Below are 18,883 nucleotides of genomic sequence, written 5' to 3'. Positions count from 1 at the left end.
TTTATTAATGTGAATTCCACAAGGACAAAAAAAAGAATGATATATAATATCATTCTTTCTCCTCTTTTTTCTCTAAAACTTCACGTTTCGGTAAAATAATCTCGCGAATTTGTGCAGCAATCTCTTCTGTAATCTTCGGATTATCTTCTAGAAAACTTCGAACTGCTTCACGACCTTGTCCAATTTTCTCATCTTTATAGGAATACCATGATCCACTTTTATTGATAAAGTCATATTGAACACCTAAATCAATCACTTCACCAATATAACTAATACCTTTACCGTAAATAATTTCAACTTGTGTAGCTCTAAAAGGCGGAGCCACTTTGTTTTTCACTACTTTAATATTAGCCTTATTACCGACAATATCCGTACCTTGTTTAATCTGTTCACTACGACGAATATCAAGTCGAACCGAAGAATAGAATTTTAAAGCACGACCTCCCGGTGTTGTTTCAGGATTACCAAACATAATTCCTACTTTTTCTCGAAGTTGATTAATAAAAATTGCTGTACACTCGCCTCGGTTCATACCTCCGGATAATTTACGCATTGCTTTCGACATCATCCGGGCTTGCAAACCAACTTGAGCATCGCCCATTTCCCCATCAAGTTCCGCTTGTGGAACAAGTGCAGCAACACTGTCAACCACTATTAAGTCAACCGCACCACTTCGTACCAAAACATCCACAATTTCCAATCCTTGTTCACCGCTATCGGGTTGTGAAAGAATTAAATCATCAATGTTAACGCCTAAGTTTTGAGCATAGATAGGATCAATCGCATTTTCAGCATCGATAAATGCAGCTTTACCACCCGCTTTTTGCACTTCTGCTATCGCATGCAAAGCGAGCGTTGTTTTACCGCTTGATTCAGGGCCATAAATTTCAATAATACGACCTTTTGGGTATCCGCCAATTCCAAGTGCAGCATCTAAACTTAGTGATCCTGAACTAATAGCATCAATATCAACCGCTGCTCGATCTCCCAAGCGCATAATTGAACCCTTACCAAATTGTTTTTCGATTTGTTTTATTGCATCATCAAGAACTTTATCTTTTTTTGCGTTATCCATACGATCCTCCATATATGAAACTAAACAAAGACTACATACTTTCTGTAAAGAATGAACGGCTTTGAATTACATACGAAGCCCCACTTAAGACTGACATTAACGTTGCAAACCATACTGCAATGGATGAAACTGGAATATGATACAACTCAAATGGCAGGTTATTGAGCAAGACTAAAATAATTGCAATCATTTGCGCTACAGTCTTTACCTTACCTAAATACCCTGCAGCCATAACCATTCCTTTTTGCGCAAGCAACATTCTTACTGCATCCACAATGGTATCGCGCCAAATCATTATCAATACCGCCACCACAGGAACAATCCCTTGATAAGCGAAAATTATAAATAATGTATTCACTAAAAGTTTATCCGCAATGGGGTCTAAGAACTTACCAAATACGGTAATCATATTGCGACTGCGTGCAAGATAACCATCGAGGAAATCCGTAAATGATGCAACTGCGAAGAGTGCAAGCACTGCAATGTTTTTATACGATAACATTACCGTTTCAATATTAATATAGGGAACAGTAATCCCAAAGTGACTGTAAGGAAATAATTCAACCAATACGATAATTGGTATTAAAATAATTCGAAATACGGTTAATTTGTTTGCAATATTCATTAGTTAGCTCCTCCAATAAACTTGAAGGTAATTGTTGCATAGTCTGGCAAGGTTGCAATCGATGCATCCAATTCGACTTTTTCACCATTCAACTTAATTTCATTACCATTCATATAGCCAAACGTTGCTTCCAGAGACTTCCCTTCAACAACATTAAAGATGACACTCGCTTTCTCTCCCGCATTAAAGATCTTAGCTGCAGGGTTTGCAAGTTGTTGACCATCTTCAGTAAAGGATGTCCAAGAAGCATTGTGGAACTCAAATTCAAACGTTGCTTTCTCATCTTTAACCCAGTTTTTAACTTCATAAACAACACTTGAACCTTCGATAGATTTTTGACTTACTTCAAGTTTCGCTTTTTCCGGTTCTTTTGGTTTTTCTGTTTCAGGTTTTTTCTCGTCTTCTTTAGATTCCTCTTTCGGATCTTCTTTTGGAACGACAATCGTACTTCCTGGGTCTTCAATTGGGTCCTTTACATTAAGACTTCCACTCAATAGTTTATAGCCACCAAAGAATAAAAGCGCAAGAATTGCAATCGCAAAAAGAAGCATCGCAATTGTTTGTAAATCCATTTTTTTACGCCCTTTCGAGGCAGGTTTACTTTTAACTTTTGTTGTCTTTGATTTTTTTTGGACATTACTTGTAATTTCATCTTGCTTTTTGATCTGAGAAACGGTGATGGAATCCGTATACGCATTAATCGTATCATCCAACTCATTTCGCAATTCATTATAATCAATATCTAAAGCATTTGCATAATATCGTACAAAGTAGCTCAGATACGATAAATCATCTTTAAAAAATTGAATATTTCCTTCTTCAATAGCACTCAACTGTACGGTTGATAATTTCGTTTTAACACTCATTTCTTCTAATGAGTAACCTTGTTCTTTACGGCGTTCTTGTAGTATTAAGCCAATTTTTTCCAAGTTATGCTCACCTTCCTTACACATATAAAATAATTATAACAATCATTACACTTTATTACAATGTAATACGTGTGCATTTATCAAATTAAAAAAGGAGTATTTCTACTCCTAAATGCATTAACACTCATTAAGCCATGTTCTGTTGCGATAATCATTTATCTACGTTTTAAAAACGTCTCACGTTACCTTCATTTCAGTAGTGTGAGTTCCCCTACCAATTTTGGGTTTCTCGCTTATGGGGTTTACCTCGTTCCACTTCCTAGGTTTCCCTAGAAACTTCGTCACTGTGGCACTTTTATAGCCTCCATCCATAGTTTCCCTTAGGATTTTGGTCTGCCGTTATAGATGCCTCTATACCTCAGCTTATTGATTCACTGAGCACAAACACTACCACCATCTCAGGTGGTGCGAGCATGGACTTTCCTCTACATTTTACTGCAGCGATTATCTTTCGTGTTAGTAAGATTTATTTTTTATTATTAAAGACCGCTTCCTCAAGTCGCGAAACACGTTTTAGAATGTCTACATGACTGAATTGAGTCGGCATATCCTTAGACACACGATCTCTTCCTTCATATTCTAAAAGCATGCGTTTTTGTTGACCTAATGTGGTTTCATATCGATCTAACAACTCTTTTTGTTCTTTGATAATGCCTTCAAAGAATTCATAGTCGTGCATTACTTGATCAAGGAATTGATCAACCTCAACTGCATTATATCCCTTAAAGTCCACATGGAACTCTTTATCCAGGATTGCTTGCGTCGTTAATTTTTGTGCCATAAATTCACCTCTCATCTATTATTACAAATTACCGTTTGAAGTTCAATAGGAAACCTCCGCTTTCCCCGAAGATTTTTAGTATATGATATTTGATGTGAATTATAGTATAATAATGTTGGTGATTAGATGATTCAATATCCAACTGGAAAAAAAACTTACAACGAACCCAGTGGTACTGGCGTTACAAGTAGACGTGGGATGAGTCTTGAAGAAGATATCAACAAAACCAATGACCACTATCTTATGAAGGACATGGCGGTAGTTCATAAAAAACCTACCCCTATTCAGATTGTCAATGTTGACTACCCTTCACGTAACAAAGCAAAAATCACTGAAGCTTATTTTAGACAGGCATCCACAACGGATTATCAAGGTGTATATAAGGGATACGCCCTTGATTTTGAAGCAAAGGAAACAAAGAACAAAACGTTGTTCCCACTTGCTGCGCTTCATAAACATCAGCTCGATCATCTTGCTGCTGTTTCACGGCATGGTGCCATAGCATTTCTTATCATTCGTTTTTGGACGATTGATGAGACGTATTTGATCTTTGCAAAAGACTTTGTACCTTATATTAGCGAAAAAAGCGTCCGTTCATTACCCCTTTCGTGGATTCGAACCGTCGGTTTTCAGCTAGAGAGTACATATCAAATACCTTGTCATTATCTTGACATTATTAATAGAGTCTATATAAAGGAGTGTCTATGACAAATAGAAAAAGTAAAAACGAACCTGAGATTCCACATATGAAAAGTGGATCTTCAAATAATACAAATGGTTCTCAAAAAAAAGTAAAACCAAAAAAAGATAAAAAACCCTTAACACCCGAACAAAAGAAACTTAAACGACAACGTATCGTCGCATGGGTCTTAATTGTCTGTGTATCAATTGGAATTCTTGGCGTTACGGGCGTAGGAGCACTCACCGTTAAAAACATGAAGAATGCTCCAGCACTGAAAAAGGATGATTTTTTAACACAATCAGCCTCAACCATCTTTGATAAGAATGGTGAACCCATTTATAATACTGCGGCAAAAAAATCGGATCCTACAACATTTGATCAAGTGCCTCAATCATTAATTGATGCATTTGTAGCTGTTGAAGACTCTCGATTCTTTGTCCATGGTGGTTGGGATGTTCCCCGCTTTACCAAAGCAGCACTTTCAAATCTTCTTGATTCATTAAGACATGGATCGATTAGTTTTGGTCAAGGTGGATCAACGCTAACGATGCAACTGATCAAAAACCAGTATTTTATGGAGAATGAGGATGCAGCAACAGGTGTAAACCGAAAACTGCAAGAAATTTATCTTTCTACTAAATTAGAGCGTGAACAAGTCCTCAGTAAGAAAATGATTTTCGAACTCTATATTAATATGATTAACTATGGTGTTCCGCGCACAATGGGAGCAGATGCATCGGCTCAAGCATACTTCGGCAAGCGTCTATCTGAAATTAACCTTACAGAAGCAGCATTCCTTGCAGGTGTTATTAATGCACCAAGTGTCAATAACCCTTACTACAGTATTGAAGCAGCCGATGAACGGACTAAAGAAGTACTCTACTTAATGAATTATCACGGATATATAACCGATGAAGAGTATCAACTTGCCAAAGCTGTACGGGTTGAGGACTTGCTGGTTGAGTCCTCGGCTTCAGAAGGTGAAATGTTTGAATATCAAGCATTTATTGACGTTGCGTATCAAGAAGCGCAAGAACTCACTGGACTTGATCCAGGAAAAGTTTCGATGAATATCTACACAAGTATGGACCCTACGGTTCAAAAAGGAATCGATGATTTCCAAAACCGTAAGATCGCATACTTAAACCCTTCACTTATCGATGAAGAGAAGAATGAATATCGTCCAATTCAAGTAGGTTCGGTTATCTTAAATAACCGTACTGGTGAGATTGCAGGAATTGTGGGTGGTTTCGATTATAATGGAGCATTCCTTCATAACCGTGCCATCGCGAAAAACTCTTCACCAGCCTCGGTTATGAAACCACATATTGCTTATGCACCTGCATTTGAATATCAAGGTCTTGCTACCTCACATGTATTCTTGGATGCTCCAATGAATTATCGTGGTACAGATATTTTAATTGGTAACTATGATGGTCGTTATTTAGGACAAGTTCCCTTAATGATGGCTGTTGCCGATTCACGAAATATTCCTGCTTTAGAAGCAACACAAGGAACAATTGATACCATTGGAAATGAAAAAATGGTCGAATATCTCAATAAACTCGGATTCAGTTCCGTATCTGAAGATAATTTCCGACCTGGATTCGCCATTGGTGATGGAACATTTACAGTTAGTCCCGTTGAATTAGCCGGTGCTAATGCTGTTATGTTTAATGATGGTAATTATATTAAACCTCATACGATTACACGCATTGAATTTTTAGATAGTGATCGCGAACCTTATGTTCCGTCACACACTGCAACACCTGTTATCTCTGACGCATCAGCATGGCTCACAACTCGAATCATGAAGTATGCTGTAGATAGTCCTTATAACCCAGTTATTTCACCAGTTCGTCGTAACTATCCTGTATTTGGTAAAACCGGTACAAATAAATACGATAATGAAACGGCTGATGCCACTGGTGTTCCACGTAATGCAATTAAAGACCGTCTCATGATTACCGCAACATCAGAATACAGTATTGCGACATGGACCGGTTTTGATTCAAAAGATAAAAAGAACCCTTACTTTATTGATGAGTATGGTGTTGATGAAGCATCACAAAACCTTACAGGTAAACTAAACAGTTATTTACTCGATCTTATTGAAGAATCCTTCGGGGCTGGTGATGATGTTGCCCGTCCGGGTTCCGTAGCAGATATCCAACATATCTTGGGTACCTTCCCGTATCAAGCGCCTGTAGAGGGCATGGATCAAAGTTTACTTGCTACAGGTTACATTAAACGTGACTTCCTCAAACTTGCGGAAGCGAGTCCAAAAGACTTATCTGCACTCAGCGATCATAAAGTTATGATGAACCAAAAAGGCAATAAATTTAATTTCGATATTAAGATGGCAACCTACCCGGATGCCTCGCAATTAACCGTTGCACCTTCAACCATAACCATGAACTACCCTAGCGGTGGTACAGTGGATGGAAAACGATTGTATGATCCATCATGGCTCTTTGGAGCGGTGCGCTATAAATCTGAAATTCGTGTTGATGGAAAACCGATTGCGGAATCCATGACCGAAGGTCCAAACCAAGAAATCTCAGTAACAATCGAGAACTTAAAAGGAAAGATTGAAGCATGTTCATACTATACCTTTGATAAGAGTACCGGCAAGAAGAGTAATGTTGTCTGTACATCAGTTGATGCGAAAGAAATCAGTGTTTCTGTACCATCAGCTGGTACCACGTTTAATGACTTTGTAGAACAGATGGTTGCGGCAGGATTTAGTCGTGATCTTATCCAAGGAAACTATGTTCTTGAAGGCAACAAGTATAAATCCGTTGTCTCCGCAGATCCAAACATTCTTGGAAAAAGCGTAAAACCTGGAGATTACTCTGGTACAACCATTCGCGTTAATGTCACAGACTTAGAAATTACCGCTTCTGGTGACTATCTCCGTTCAAATCTAAAACTGGCTGCCGATGCAGGTTATCTGACCGTCGACACACAAGGCAAGGCATCGGGTGTTATCGATTCCTTTACTGTAGATGGCGTAGCCATGAGTTCCTTTAGATTAAGTGATTATGAAGGTTCTGAAGTAGTTGTAAACTTTAAATAGAAGGCTTCGGCCTTCTTTTTTGTGCGCACAAAAAAAATGCACCCCAAATATTGAGGTGCATTTTTTATTTCGATTCGATTTGATGAATGTAAATGCGAGGAATGTCATAAAGAATATGACTGATCAACTCATTGATGGATTGACCTGTGATCCCAATGTAATCATAAATAGTTTGTTTTTCATGACCAAAGAGAATAACACGATCTTCAAGGTTGCACGGAACCCCCGTCACATCAACCATAAATTGGGACATCGCAATATCTCCGACAATAGGACATAGCGTATCATTAATGACAACATGACCACCATTAAGTGACAACGACTTCATCACACCATCACAATAGCCTGCAGAGACCGTTGCAAGCATCATGTCATGCTCTGCTTGGAATGTACGACCATAACCTACAAACTCCCCTTTTTTAAGCTCACGCACCATACAAACGCGTGATTCAAAGGATAGGACTGGCTCATATCCATCATTTAAAGACATCTCTAGTTGCGATGGATGATAAAGGCCAAACATAATCATACCACAACGCACTGCATCAAAACCTAAATCTCCAAAATTAAGAACGGAAGGACTGTTTTGAATATGGGTCATTTTCGGATCAATACCATCTTGACGAAGTTTATCGATGACGTCTTTATAACGCTCAAGTTGTAACATTGAAAATGCAACCGCATCGCCTTCATATGATTGTGCTTCCACAAAATGACTGTAAATACCACAAACTTCAAGACCTTCAAGTGCATAGCAAGATTTAATTTCATCGTAATCTTCCATACCTAAACGATGAAGACCTGTATCAACCTTCACGTGCGTCTTAACCTTAACACCGTGATCAAGTCCGAATTGGTTTAATTTTAAAGCATAATCGTGATTAATGATAACTTGCATTAAATCATATTCGATTAAATATTTAAAGTTTGATTCTAAAGTGGCACCCAAAAGTAATATTGGTGTTGTGATACCGTGCTTTCTTAAATCACGTGCTTGTTCGATATTAAGTACCGCAAGGACATCAATCTTCATTTTTTCACAGGTATGTGCAACCTCTACAAGACCACAACCATATCCATTCGCTTTAATTACCGCAATGATCTTCGTCTCAGGTTTGATAATCTCACGTAATTTTAAAGTGTTATTTAAAATTCTTTGTTCATCTACAAATACAGTACAGTTATTAATCATAGTAAATCCTCAATCATTTTTGTAATCAATTCAGGGTAACTTACACCCGCACGATCCAACATACCTGGGTAACGTGATGAACTTGTAAACCCTGGAATTGTATTGACTTCGTTTAAGAAGATACGATGATCTTCAGTCACAAAGAAATCAAGACGTGAAAACTGCGCACAATCAAGAACATTAAATGCAAGTTCACCCAGTCGTTGAACTTCTTTGCGTACAGATTCTGGGAATGTGGAAACAGGCAATGTCTCGGTAGCGTGTGGATGGTATTTCTCTTGGAAATCAAACACTTCTCCAGAAACATTCACTTGATCCACTTCACTTACAATAAGCTCTTGATCGGTTTTAAGAATGCCTAGACCGACTTCCGTTCCTTTGATGTATGCTTCAATTAAAACCCTTGAATCAAACTCAAAAGCAAACAAACATGCATTTAAGAGTTCATCATAATTACGTACATAACTCACACCAAATGAAGATCCCTCTCGACTTGGTTTCACAATACAAGGATATTCAACTTTTTCAAAATCAATATCATTAATATGAGTAATGAGTTGGTAAGCTGCCATATCGATTCCTGCCGCTTCACAGATAATATGCGTAAACCCTTTATCCATACATAATGCTGAAGATAGAACATCACATCCAGTAAATGGGATATTTGCACATTTAAGAAGCCCTTGGACTTGTCCACCTTCTCCCATACGTCCATGTAACATCAAAAATGCGACGTCCACAGGCAGTAAACTTTGATCATCTGCATAAATAAATCCCGGACGATCATAATTGAATTGTAAATAGAGTTCTCGATGTCCTTCCAGTTTATTGGATTGCATCATATCTAAAGTATAATTTCCAGTATACCATTTTCCATCTTTACCGATGTATAAGGGTACACATTCAAATTTTTCCTTTGGAAAATGTTCTAAAACGGAGGCTGCACTTGCAACAGAAATATCATGTTCGCTATTAATCGAGCCAAAAACTAATGCCACTTGTAACTTATTCATCTACTTTACCTCTTCCATTAATCGTTCGAGTTGATACGAACGTGATCCTTTAATTAATATCATCGCATGTTCATCAAAACATGGTGTAACACGCTCTACAAATGCCTCAAATGTGTCATCATTCGTAAAACGTGACACATCCAATTTACTATCGGATAGTGCTTTCTTAAACTCCGGCCCTAATGTATGAACCATTTTGATATTTAAATCTTGAATGCAATCTAAAACCTCAAGATGTGCCTTATGACTCTCAGGACCTAACTCTACCATGTCACTTAAAATCGCTACACGGTCGCCATCATATTCATAATGAGCCAGTAAATCGAGCGCATACTTTGCACTAATTGGATTAGACTTATAGGCATCCAGTAACACCAAAGCATTTCCCTTTTCAACAAGTTCTGTTCGTAGAGACGTTAATGCTACATGATTTAAACCCTCACGAATCACCGCATCATCAATACCAAGCTTACTCAATAAGGCAATCACACCGGCACAATTACTTGCTTGATGATTTCCTAAAAGATTGCTTGAATACGCAACACCATCAAGCTTGAATGAAATTCCGTGATTATTTGAAGAAACATCCGATACAACCCATTCATTATCCGCATTAAAACCAAAAGTATGCTCACCATGACTAATACTACGGTATTGTTCAAAGTCACCCTGATAAAAGGATAAATCTTTGTGTGTTACAAAATCAAAAATTCTCATTTTTTCTGAAGCAATATGTTCGATACTATCAAAATTCATCATATGTGCGGGTGCCAAACTCATCACTAGGCCTGCATCCGGGTGAATACACTCCGCCATTACCGCAACATCTCCCACATAATCAAGACCCATTTCAAAAATACCAAACTCTGTATCGTCATTCATACGAAAGAGGTTAAGATACGTTCCAATTTCTGTATTTTGATTTTTGTAAGTCGCAATAGAATTCCCAACTCTACTTAGAATACTAAAGAGTATATCTTTGGTTGACGTTTTTCCATTACTCCCTGTAATTCCTATAAATGTAGCATTTAGTATGTCACGGTATGCTTTAGCAAACATTTGTAATGCTACCATGGTATCGTCAACGATTATTTGACATACATCAAGATTATCAATTTTGTGATCAACTAGAACTGCGACTGCACCTTTACCAACCACATCTTCGATATAATCATGACCATCCACACGCGCCCCTTTAAGACACACAAATAAATCACCGGTTTCAACAGCTCGTGAATCAACCTTTACACCTTGAACTTGTGTAGAACCCAATACAGAACCTTTTACCCAATTTGCTATGATATCTGTTTTTAAATCTTTCATCGTTGATGTTTCTCCTTTAATTCTTCTAATAATTCAAATGCATCACGCTCATTACGTGCTGTACTGTGATAACGACCAAATAGTAAGAGTAGATGATGGGCCCTTGCCCAGTCTTCACGTGGTATTTTACGCTTTAACTTACGTTCAACATCCTCAACTGTATCATTTGGTTTCGCGAGTTTTAATCGCTTTGCGACACGCTCAACATGTGTATCTACAGCAATCGCTGGCAGTTTGAAACCTTCCGCTAATACAACATTCGCTGTTTTACGACCAACCCCTGGCAATTTCATCAGTTGAGTACGTGTTCTCGGAACTTCACCTTCAAAATCATCAACAAGCATTGCCGCACATGCCACGATATATTTTGCCTTATTGCGATACAATCCAATCGTTTTTAAATATGATTCCACATCTTTTACATCTGCTTGCGAAAGACTATACGGTGTCGGATATCTTTCAAAAAGAGCAGGTGTAACTTTGTTGACGGCAACATCTGTTGTCTGTGCCGATAAAGTAACAGCAATCAACAATTCAAAGGGATTGCGATAATTTAAATCACTTTTCGCATTTGGGAACTCAGCATCTAAAATTTCAATAATTTCTGCTACTGTCATTGTGAACCCAAACGTTCTTTTTGTTTATTCGCAAGAATCGCATTGATATATTGCATCGATACTTTTTTATAAATGACCGCATTACGAAGACCATCCAAAATATCCGCTTCCGAATATTTTGACAACCACGTATTCAACGTCATCAATTCATTTTGAGATAAAAGTCGACCAAACTCCGATTCGAACACTTCAAAAATCCGTTCATTAACATATTCATAACGTACACCATCTTGAAATAATCCATCGAGATTAAATTCAAGTGCATCTTTCGATACCTTAATTGCGAGGATGTTTTGACGTACCAAATCATGAATCGTTTCATCAACTACATGACTTTCTACAACCGTACGTTCTGCCAACAATTCTAAGGTAATGGGAACGCCTTGTTGATTCAAGAAATCAATCATCATCAACACTAATGTTTGTGTTGGACTCAATTTCATCGATCCCAAATTTTCTAAAATCCAGTCCCTACGATTAATGTAAGCTTTATTCCACCACATAATTAAAAGTCCTCCAATTCAAATACAACCGATAAATCATCCACATCTACAAATACTTCTTTATTTTTAGTTTTTAATACGTATACAAGTTTGTCATCATACACACCAAATCGAATCTTACGATTTGAAATGTCCAAAGATTCAGCCAGATCATAAACGGGCTCATAAGTGACCATATCATGTTCACCAAAAGCGTCTAAAGCCTTATTAAACCATACAATTTTAGATCCTGATTCTTCTTTAATTTCGGTTATGTAATAGACTTGATCAAGCGAAAAACGACTCAATAGACGAGCCTCTTCATATCCTTTTAATTTCATCATTGCTTCCACATGCAATTGGTCTTCACGTTCATAAGCACGGCGAGGTCCACCAATAAATCCTACATAGCCGATATAGATTGTCAAAACGATTAGGAAAATCAAAAATACATTTGTGGAAAATGCTTTAACTCTATTTTTCATGTTCACACCTCAATCATTATTTTACCATAATTACAAAGAAAACGGCGGAGATTCCACTGGAATTATCTAGAAATCAATCTTCTTACCAATTAGGACCGATTTCTAGAATAATGATATAAAAAAAACTGAATTGCTTCAGTTATTTTTTCTTAAATTTAAGCAAACCTTTTCGCTCTAAAATACTTGCGATGAGACCGCTCGACACAACTGCTAAGGCGCCAGAAAGTCCCCAAGTCGCAGTAACATACGCATTATCGACATGATCAAAACCTACAATAGACCACTCGATATTTTTTTCAGTATCAAGATTATAAAAACCTTGCTTCCCTTTGGCATTTACTCCATAAATCAATTGCGATTCATTTTCTAAATCCCATGCTTTATATGTTTCTTTAAATTTCAAACCAGGATCGATTTCAAGGATTTTCTTATCCAACTCAAGTGTGTGATCCACATAAGTTGCTTTGTTAACCTTTTCATGGTCACTACCGTTTGTAGTTGATTGGATAAAGAATGGTTCTTTTTTAGATCGTAGCATCATCACCGCATCCCCTAAAAACTCATCATCTTTATTGAATAATCGCCATGATGCTTCCCCATCTACAAGAGTTAACATTGCTTTGAGATTGTCGTTACCAAAACCGTTGATCTTTTGGTCACCAATTTTAATCTCCGTTTTTTTAAATCCGATTTTATCCATGTATCGATCCAACAGTTCATCTTCATAAACCGTTACGTCGTGATCCTCCATCTTAACAACAGTAGGTTCATCTAAATTTTGTTTCAAAGTAAGTTTATACTCTTTCACAACATCCTCTTGAGCACCACGAATCGTAATAACATGTTCTTTAACATCTTCTTTAAATTCGTACTCTTTATCATAGGTGAGTGTTACATCACCTGATGTTGAAGCGACATCTAAAAGGAATTTATTGACACGCTTTGGTAACGTATATTCGTATTCAGTTTTACCCTCTTCGATTTTAATGGTTTTAAGAGTTTCACCATATAGTTTCGTATCACTGGATACGATATCAATTGATTCTACTAAGAGCGATTTCGCAAGTTCTTCTTTACGTTCTTTCTCTGCTTGTTCCGCTTCAGCCTGAAGTTCCTCCGGTGTTTTGGACGGTGCTTCGGAACCACCTTGGTTTGAGCCGCCTGAAGATCCACCTGAAGACCCACCATTTCCTGAAGAAGATCCACCACTTGAAGGTGCAACAATCGATACTTCTTTAGATCCTCCTATAGAAAATTCAGAATTACTTCCTGACGTAGTCGCCGCAGTTCCCGAAACTGAAATTACCACAGTACCACTTGATCCAGCCGTTACTGAAATGCTTGCACTTTCCGATTTACTTTCACCACTACCATAGGCACCACTCGCTGTCGCGCCACCGGCACTACCATTTGAAACTGACGTACTATATGAAAAATATGCAGTCTCGGACGCATTGAATGTTAATGTATAATACCCCGTTTCCCCGGGAGCAAGTGATGAAGGACCCGAAACCGAAATACTCCCACTTGCTGCATGAACTGTATTCATATTGAACGGTAATAAGAGGACCGTCATGAGCCCCACAACAACTATTTTAATAATTCTCTTCATGATTCACCTCTAGTTTAAATTACTGTTTCCTAATAAATGACTTTTAATCATCGCTAAATCTAATAACGAAAGTTTACCATCACCATTAACATCTGCTCTTGCAAAACTGTCACCACTAAGTTTTGAATTTCCTAATAAATGACTTTTTACCATCGCAAGATCGATCAGCGATATTTTTCCGTCGCCATTCACATCCCCACGTTTCATATTTGTTTCTTTATGCAATTTCCCAGCTACTGTCTTCACTTCACTACCCTTTACATACCCATAGTTATGATTTTCATTATAGGGTGTCTTAAAGGGTCTTGTCGTTGTATCCCAAGGCATTAAGTCGCGATTCGATGTTAATAATGGATCCGCAGCGATTTTATACCACACCTCTGAACCCTTCTTAATCTCATCAAGAATTAATACATGTTGTCCTGTAACGTTTAATTTGTAAATCGAAGCAGAACTACCGTTAGCTTCTTTATACACAGATGGGGTTCCACTGGATGTAACCAAACCAATGGTATATTGTTTGTAATCTTTCATACCCATATACCAATCCATAATATAGAAATACTCTGCTGCTTTTTCACCCCAAAAAGGATCCGATGAATACTTAACATTAATTCCACTTTGTTTATCTCCGAGGTATCCACCAAAGTAGTTCGCTTCAGTAACATCCATATAATGCCAATTCAAAAAATGAGTCATATGATTTGAAATTGACATTCCAACGCTTTCATAGACCGTTGCGGATTCTGGTGATGAGTCATAAGCTTCATGACCAAATATGTTTTTATCTTTTAATGCAATATTACTACGACCCCATCCCGATTCATTAACGGCAGTTCCAAATGTAATAAGTGGGTTAATACCATATTTCTTTCCTTCATTTATGAAATGACTTTCCGATCCGACGAGTAAGGACTCATTCGGTTTTAAATTTTCTACTTCTGTAACTTTTGGTGAAGGTGCCGCTGTATACCCTTTACGTGCTAGATATTTATTAATATCTTGAGCGGTAACAGCTGATTTTGCGCGGTTGGATAAAAATTGGTAGTAGTTATACCATGGGTTTGTTGAATTCAATGCCCCTGCATTTTTATTTAGTTTTAAATCCGCAACCATGGTTTTGAGATTTGTATAAAAGTAATGGCCATCTGCGGAATAGTAGTTAACACCTTGGCGTAAATAACTTGGTGCGGGTCCTAATAAAATGGTTGCAGCTTTCGTTTGGTTTGCACCCCGACTGATATAGTGGACCAGTTCATGATCACTGTTCACTTTATACATATTCATCGATTTAGCTTCCGCAAAACTATATTCTCTAAAGTTTGATGCGTTAACCCAACCTACTGCGCCTGCGATTTGAACTAGATAACGATTGTTTTCTTTTTTATAGAAAGGAAAGACACCACTGTAAAGCACACCATCGGAAATATACGTACGCGCTGCTTCTTCTGTCGATTTATTGTATAGGAGAATGGTCGATTTCCCAGATCCATTCGGTTCAATTATACCCTCAGTGCGTTGTGCACGTGCTCCAGCAGAAAAACTCCGCATTTGATTTAACACGGTTACCGTTTCATTATCCTCGCCTCCAAGTGATGGGACCTCTGGATTTTCATTCAAATCTAATTCCCCCAAGTCCTCTTCGTCACGAAGTTGCTCTATTTCAGGATCAAGTACTTGTGTAAAACCTTCCAGACCTTTCTGGTCAGCATGGATTGATGCATTTGAATTTACACCTACAATTCCTAAAATAACAGCACAAATTATTAGTTTTAAAAGTCTCTTTTTAAGTTGAGAAAGCTTCATATTCACCCACCGCCTCTAGTGTAAAATATACCATAATTCCCTCACAATCACAATTCAACGACTGAATCATGAACAATATTTCACATACCGACATGCATAAATATACTGTTAGTTCATATGTGGATAGTGTAGAATAAATCTAGGAGGTAATTATGACAAACGAAAATTCAATGAAACACATGGTCAAACTGTCTTTTAAAGAAGAGATTTTAAACTGTGTTTCTCACGGAATCATGGCTCTAGCGCTCCTTATTAGCCTTCCCTATGTTTCCATTCATGCATACAAAGATGGTGGTGCTTTGCTCGCTACTGGAGAAGCCGTATTTGTAATCTCTTTATTTTTTATGTTTTTAGGATCGACCCTTTATCATTCAATGGAATACGGCTCAAATCATAAGTATATCTTTAGATTTCTTGATCACAGCTTTATTTTTGTAGCAATCGCGGGGAGTTACACACCCATTGCCCTCTATGCAATCGGTGGCAACTTTGGAATCGCTATTGTATTAATCCAATGGTTAATGGTTGTCCTGGGAATTCTTTATAAAGCTTTAGCTCAAAATGCGAAACCATCAATCACCGTAGGAATTTATCTTGTAATGGGTTGGACGGCCATTGTACTTATTCCCCGCCTATTAAAAAATACATCGCCACTATTTTTAGGACTTATCGTTCTTGGTGGTCTTCTGTATAGTATTGGTGCATGGTTTTATATGCAGAAAGATAAACAGTATTACCATTTTATCTGGCATTTGTTTATTAATTTCGCATCCATCGCACACTTTGTCGCAATCGTATTCTTTATGACATAAAAAAAGAGCAGATTAATCGTCTGCTCTTTTGTATGGGCAATCAAATACATATTCTTGTTGTGCATCCACGACACGTCTCATATCGCCATCCGCGACATAATCATGCTCATGCATCCATTCTGCAATTCCCGTATGAACATCCACAAATGAATCCGCAACAATACGTATCAACTCATCGGGTTTCTCTTGAACAAATTTAATCGGTCCAAGGTCTTCAATCGGTTCTTTCACAGCAATGAAAAGCTTAACATCAACAAGTTCGATACGATCTTTTGAATCATATGCCACTGTATAGTTATATTCTGGCTCTGTTAATTCTACATTAAGACGAATCAATTCATTACGCAATGAATCAATCGCTTTTAAGTATAGATCACGTGAATAATCGGGCACCGTAATCTCCATTGTAGCCAGCCACATTTTATCTAATGAAAGTTTTTCAATCTTATACGCCATAAAATACTCCTTTTGACCATTATAACATAAAAAAAGGCTATTGCCTTTTTTTAACTTAAATACACTTGGGATTAGCCAATTAGTTTTCGAATATCATTAAACATGATAAATACAAAGAGTGCCATAATCATTGCAACTCCAATTGACATAATTCCGTTTTCGATTTTTTCTGGAATCGGTCTTCGAATGATCATCTCGATAAGTGTTAGCAGTGCACGTCCACCATCCATTACTGGAATCGGAACAAGATTAATCACCGCTAAACTCACAGACAATTGTGCAATTAAACTGAGGAAGAAGATAAAACCTTGACTTGAAATCTGTGATGTCACTTGGTAAATCCCAATAGGTCCACCTACAGAGTTAAGACCAACACCATGCACAAGACGACTTAAAACAAAGCCAAGTTGTTGGATTATCGTGCCCAGCATCGTAAATCCCATGCCAAGTGATTCAAAGAAATTCAAATCACGATGTTCACCACTGATTGCCTGCACACCAATGAGATAACGTTCTTCTTCTTTATTAAACTCTGGTTTAAGTTTTGTATCTACTTCATTACCATCACGCATTACCGTAACAGTCACTTCATGATCTTCATAGACCATGATGCTTGTAACCAATTGATTAAAATCATGAGGCTTCACAACTTTACCATCATCGAAAGTAAGTTTGATAATTTCATCGTTAATGCGCAATCCTGCTTTTTCTGCTGGAGAACCTTCTGCGATCCCAGCTACAATTGGTTTAGGTGCATCAACTGTACCAAGATGCATCGAAAGTCCAGTGAAAATCACAAAAGCTAAGACTAAATTCATAAAAATACCTGCAAGCATAACAATAAGACGCTTCCAAGGTTTGATACCAACAATGGTACGTTCACGATCGACACCAAAATCACCTTCACCAGGCTCTCCTGCCATCGACACAAATCCCCCTAAAGGTAATGCTCGAATTGAGAAACTTGTCTCCCAAGCTTCTTTTTTATATTCGAAAATTTTAGGTCCCATGCCGATTGCAAACTCGTTACAATAAACACCAAAAACCTTTGCAGCCATGAGATGACCTAATTCATGAATGAATACAATCAACCCCATAACTAAAACAAAATAAAATATATTGAGTAATATTTGCATGCAAACCTCCTATATAAAGATTGTAAGTATAATATTAAATGTTAAGAGTGCAAAAATAACACTATCAACACGGTCTAACACCCCACCATGACCCGGGAATATATAACCAAAATCTTTCACATCAAAATGACGTTTGATTGAACTGAATGCTAAATCACCAATTTGTCCAATAAAAGGAATAATAAGTGAACCCGCAATAATTACATTAAGCGGTACATAGTTTAGGATGAACATCGAACCAAAGATAAAAGATAGAAGTGCTGACATCGTATAACCAATCACTGCACCTTCAATTGTTTTCTTAGGAGAAATACGTTCTATCAGTTTATGTTTCCCAAAAAACATCCCTCCAAAATACGCAAAGGTATCTGTCAAGTAGGTTGCAAGGAGAACATAAATAAACACAAGTTTGTCATATTCTAAAACGACTGTCACAGCATGTACTGCTAGTACTAACATCATAATCAGGATAAACATATACGAAACATTCTCAAATGTATACCATTCGAAGAATACGGTTAATGCAAAGAGTGTCATGATCAATACTGCAGTAAATGAAGGTATATACTCAGGTAGAATTAAACCACCTGTAATGGTAAATGCAATGATGATTGGGACTATAATCGGTTTTAATTGTGCTTTATTGAGAAGATATATTTCATATGCACCCAAAAGGATTAAACCCATTATTAAAGTAAAAAGAGCCCCGTTCCCTGCAAATAAAGCTGCACTAAAAACAGCGACTAATACTATGGCAGTGGTTATGCGCTCTTTCATA

At 37.5% G+C, this 18,883-nt stretch carries 18 protein-coding genes and 1 other RNA gene; 3 read left to right on the top strand and 16 right to left on the bottom strand.

The window, feature by feature from the left end; genetic code table 11:
- Positions 1–49 precede the first annotated feature (49 nt).
- The 5 genes from recA to LLS04_RS06425 form a co-directional block, all read right to left on the bottom strand.
- Positions 50–1,075 (bottom strand): recombinase RecA, encoded by a 1,026-nt coding sequence (gene recA, locus LLS04_RS06445; RefSeq protein WP_013852836.1) that lies wholly within the window; start codon positions 1,073–1,075, stop codon positions 50–52.
- 31 nt (positions 1,076–1,106) lie between these two features.
- A complete protein-coding gene (gene pgsA, locus LLS04_RS06440) occupies positions 1,107–1,700 on the bottom strand; it encodes a CDP-diacylglycerol--glycerol-3-phosphate 3-phosphatidyltransferase (protein ID WP_323610891.1) in 594 nt (197 codons plus the stop codon).
- Positions 1,700–2,629: a helix-turn-helix domain-containing protein gene (locus LLS04_RS06435; RefSeq protein WP_323610890.1), complete on the bottom strand. Its 930-nt coding sequence runs from the start codon at positions 2,627–2,629 to the stop codon at positions 1,700–1,702. The genes pgsA and LLS04_RS06435 overlap by 1 nt, the downstream gene beginning before the upstream one ends.
- A gap of 128 nt (positions 2,630–2,757) precedes the next feature.
- Positions 2,758–3,080: RNase P RNA component class B (gene rnpB, locus LLS04_RS06430), an RNA gene on the bottom strand.
- A 15-nt stretch (positions 3,081–3,095) separates the two neighbouring features.
- Positions 3,096–3,410, bottom strand: a complete 315-nt coding sequence (locus LLS04_RS06425) for a DivIVA domain-containing protein (protein WP_013852834.1) — start codon at positions 3,408–3,410, stop codon at positions 3,096–3,098.
- Positions 3,411–3,536: 126 nt separating this feature from the next.
- On the opposite strand from LLS04_RS06425, the gene recU reads away from it, so the two are divergent.
- Both recU and LLS04_RS06415 read left to right on the top strand, forming a co-directional pair.
- Positions 3,537–4,118 carry a Holliday junction resolvase RecU gene (gene recU, locus LLS04_RS06420; RefSeq protein ID WP_323610889.1) on the top strand — a complete coding sequence of 194 codons (582 nt, stop codon included), beginning with the start codon at positions 3,537–3,539 and terminating at the stop codon, positions 4,116–4,118.
- Positions 4,115–7,171: a transglycosylase domain-containing protein gene (locus LLS04_RS06415; protein ID WP_323610887.1), complete on the top strand. Its 3,057-nt coding sequence runs from the start codon at positions 4,115–4,117 to the stop codon at positions 7,169–7,171. Before recU ends, LLS04_RS06415 begins: the two co-directional genes overlap by 4 nt.
- A 64-nt stretch (positions 7,172–7,235) precedes the next feature.
- Here the strand turns inward: LLS04_RS06415 and alr are convergent, their stop codons facing one another.
- The 8 genes from alr to LLS04_RS06375 all read right to left on the bottom strand — a co-directional run bounded on the left by alr (position 7,236) and on the right by LLS04_RS06375 (position 15,701).
- Positions 7,236–8,363, bottom strand: coding sequence for an alanine racemase (gene alr, locus LLS04_RS06410; RefSeq protein WP_323610886.1), 1,128 nt, complete (start codon positions 8,361–8,363; stop codon positions 7,236–7,238).
- On the bottom strand, positions 8,360–9,376 hold the full coding sequence (locus tag LLS04_RS06405; RefSeq protein ID WP_323610885.1) for a D-alanine--D-alanine ligase family protein: 1,017 nt from the start codon (positions 9,374–9,376) through the stop codon (positions 8,360–8,362). Before LLS04_RS06405 ends, alr begins: the two co-directional genes overlap by 4 nt.
- Positions 9,377–10,699, bottom strand: a complete 1,323-nt coding sequence (locus LLS04_RS06400; RefSeq protein ID WP_323610884.1) for a UDP-N-acetylmuramoyl-tripeptide--D-alanyl-D-alanine ligase — start codon at positions 10,697–10,699, stop codon at positions 9,377–9,379.
- Positions 10,696–11,316 carry an endonuclease III gene (gene nth / locus LLS04_RS06395; protein WP_323610883.1) on the bottom strand — a complete coding sequence of 207 codons (621 nt, stop codon included), beginning with the start codon at positions 11,314–11,316 and terminating at the stop codon, positions 10,696–10,698. Before nth ends, LLS04_RS06400 begins: the two co-directional genes overlap by 4 nt.
- Entirely contained in the window at positions 11,313–11,819 is a 507-nt protein-coding gene (locus tag LLS04_RS06390) for a DnaD domain-containing protein (protein ID WP_323610882.1), read from the bottom strand. The genes nth and LLS04_RS06390 overlap by 4 nt, the downstream gene beginning before the upstream one ends.
- Positions 11,820–11,821: 2 nt before the next feature.
- Positions 11,822–12,283 (bottom strand): transporter, encoded by a 462-nt coding sequence (locus LLS04_RS06385; RefSeq protein WP_323610879.1) that lies wholly within the window; start codon positions 12,281–12,283, stop codon positions 11,822–11,824.
- Positions 12,284–12,422: 139 nt separating this feature from the next.
- Entirely contained in the window at positions 12,423–13,895 is a 1,473-nt protein-coding gene (locus LLS04_RS06380) for a hypothetical protein (RefSeq protein WP_323610877.1), read from the bottom strand.
- A gap of 9 nt (positions 13,896–13,904) precedes the next feature.
- Positions 13,905–15,701, bottom strand: coding sequence for a dockerin type I domain-containing protein (locus LLS04_RS06375; protein ID WP_323610874.1), 1,797 nt, complete (start codon positions 15,699–15,701; stop codon positions 13,905–13,907).
- Between the two features lie 152 nt (positions 15,702–15,853).
- Here LLS04_RS06375 and trhA point away from each other — a divergent pair, with 152 nt between their 5' ends.
- Complete coding sequence (trhA, locus tag LLS04_RS06370) at positions 15,854–16,513, top strand: PAQR family membrane homeostasis protein TrhA (protein WP_323610873.1); 660 nt, start codon at positions 15,854–15,856, stop codon at positions 16,511–16,513.
- 12 nt (positions 16,514–16,525) lie between these two features.
- Here the strand turns inward: trhA and LLS04_RS06365 are convergent, their stop codons facing one another.
- The 3 genes from LLS04_RS06365 to LLS04_RS06355 form a co-directional block, all read right to left on the bottom strand.
- Entirely contained in the window at positions 16,526–16,969 is a 444-nt protein-coding gene (locus LLS04_RS06365; RefSeq protein WP_323610872.1) for a hypothetical protein, read from the bottom strand.
- A gap of 71 nt (positions 16,970–17,040) precedes the next feature.
- Entirely contained in the window at positions 17,041–18,105 is a 1,065-nt protein-coding gene (locus LLS04_RS06360; RefSeq protein ID WP_323610871.1) for a M50 family metallopeptidase, read from the bottom strand.
- Positions 18,106–18,114: 9 nt separating this feature from the next.
- Positions 18,115–18,882 (bottom strand): phosphatidate cytidylyltransferase, encoded by a 768-nt coding sequence (locus tag LLS04_RS06355; protein WP_323610869.1) that lies wholly within the window; start codon positions 18,880–18,882, stop codon positions 18,115–18,117.
- Position 18,883 lies beyond the last annotated feature (1 nt).

Origin of the sequence: Erysipelothrix enhydrae, from assembly GCF_035066605.1 — a bacterium.
Classification (GTDB): Bacteria; Bacillota_I; Bacilli_A; order Erysipelotrichales; family Erysipelotrichaceae; genus Erysipelothrix; species Erysipelothrix amsterdamensis.
Note: the sequence above shows the minus strand (reverse complement) of the source record. Positions and strands in the feature narration are given on the sequence as shown.

Excerpts from the sequence above, each read along its gene's own strand:
- recA (WP_013852836.1), bottom strand. The coding sequence starts at position 1,075 with ATGGATAACGCAAAAAAAGATAAAGTTCTTGATGATGCAATAAAACAA.
- pgsA (WP_323610891.1), bottom strand. The coding sequence starts at position 1,700 with ATGAATATTGCAAACAAATTAACCGTATTTCGAATTATTTTAATACCA.
- LLS04_RS06425 (WP_013852834.1), bottom strand. The coding sequence starts at position 3,410 with ATGGCACAAAAATTAACGACGCAAGCAATCCTGGATAAAGAGTTCCAT.
- recU (WP_323610889.1), top strand. The coding sequence starts at position 3,537 with ATGATTCAATATCCAACTGGAAAAAAAACTTACAACGAACCCAGTGGT.
- LLS04_RS06415 (WP_323610887.1), top strand. The coding sequence starts at position 4,115 with ATGACAAATAGAAAAAGTAAAAACGAACCTGAGATTCCACATATGAAA.
- alr (WP_323610886.1), bottom strand. The coding sequence starts at position 8,363 with ATGATTAATAACTGTACTGTATTTGTAGATGAACAAAGAATTTTAAAT.
- LLS04_RS06405 (WP_323610885.1), bottom strand. The coding sequence starts at position 9,376 with ATGAATAAGTTACAAGTGGCATTAGTTTTTGGCTCGATTAATAGCGAA.
- LLS04_RS06400 (WP_323610884.1), bottom strand. The coding sequence starts at position 10,699 with ATGAAAGATTTAAAAACAGATATCATAGCAAATTGGGTAAAAGGTTCT.
- nth (WP_323610883.1), bottom strand. The coding sequence starts at position 11,316 with ATGACAGTAGCAGAAATTATTGAAATTTTAGATGCTGAGTTCCCAAAT.
- LLS04_RS06390 (WP_323610882.1), bottom strand. The coding sequence starts at position 11,819 with ATGTGGTGGAATAAAGCTTACATTAATCGTAGGGACTGGATTTTAGAA.
- LLS04_RS06385 (WP_323610879.1), bottom strand. The coding sequence starts at position 12,283 with ATGAAAAATAGAGTTAAAGCATTTTCCACAAATGTATTTTTGATTTTC.
- LLS04_RS06380 (WP_323610877.1), bottom strand. The coding sequence starts at position 13,895 with ATGAAGAGAATTATTAAAATAGTTGTTGTGGGGCTCATGACGGTCCTC.
- LLS04_RS06375 (WP_323610874.1), bottom strand. The coding sequence starts at position 15,701 with ATGAAGCTTTCTCAACTTAAAAAGAGACTTTTAAAACTAATAATTTGT.
- trhA (WP_323610873.1), top strand. The coding sequence starts at position 15,854 with ATGACAAACGAAAATTCAATGAAACACATGGTCAAACTGTCTTTTAAA.
- LLS04_RS06365 (WP_323610872.1), bottom strand. The coding sequence starts at position 16,969 with ATGGCGTATAAGATTGAAAAACTTTCATTAGATAAAATGTGGCTGGCT.
- LLS04_RS06360 (WP_323610871.1), bottom strand. The coding sequence starts at position 18,105 with ATGCAAATATTACTCAATATATTTTATTTTGTTTTAGTTATGGGGTTG.
- LLS04_RS06355 (WP_323610869.1), bottom strand. The coding sequence starts at position 18,882 with ATGAAAGAGCGCATAACCACTGCCATAGTATTAGTCGCTGTTTTTAGT.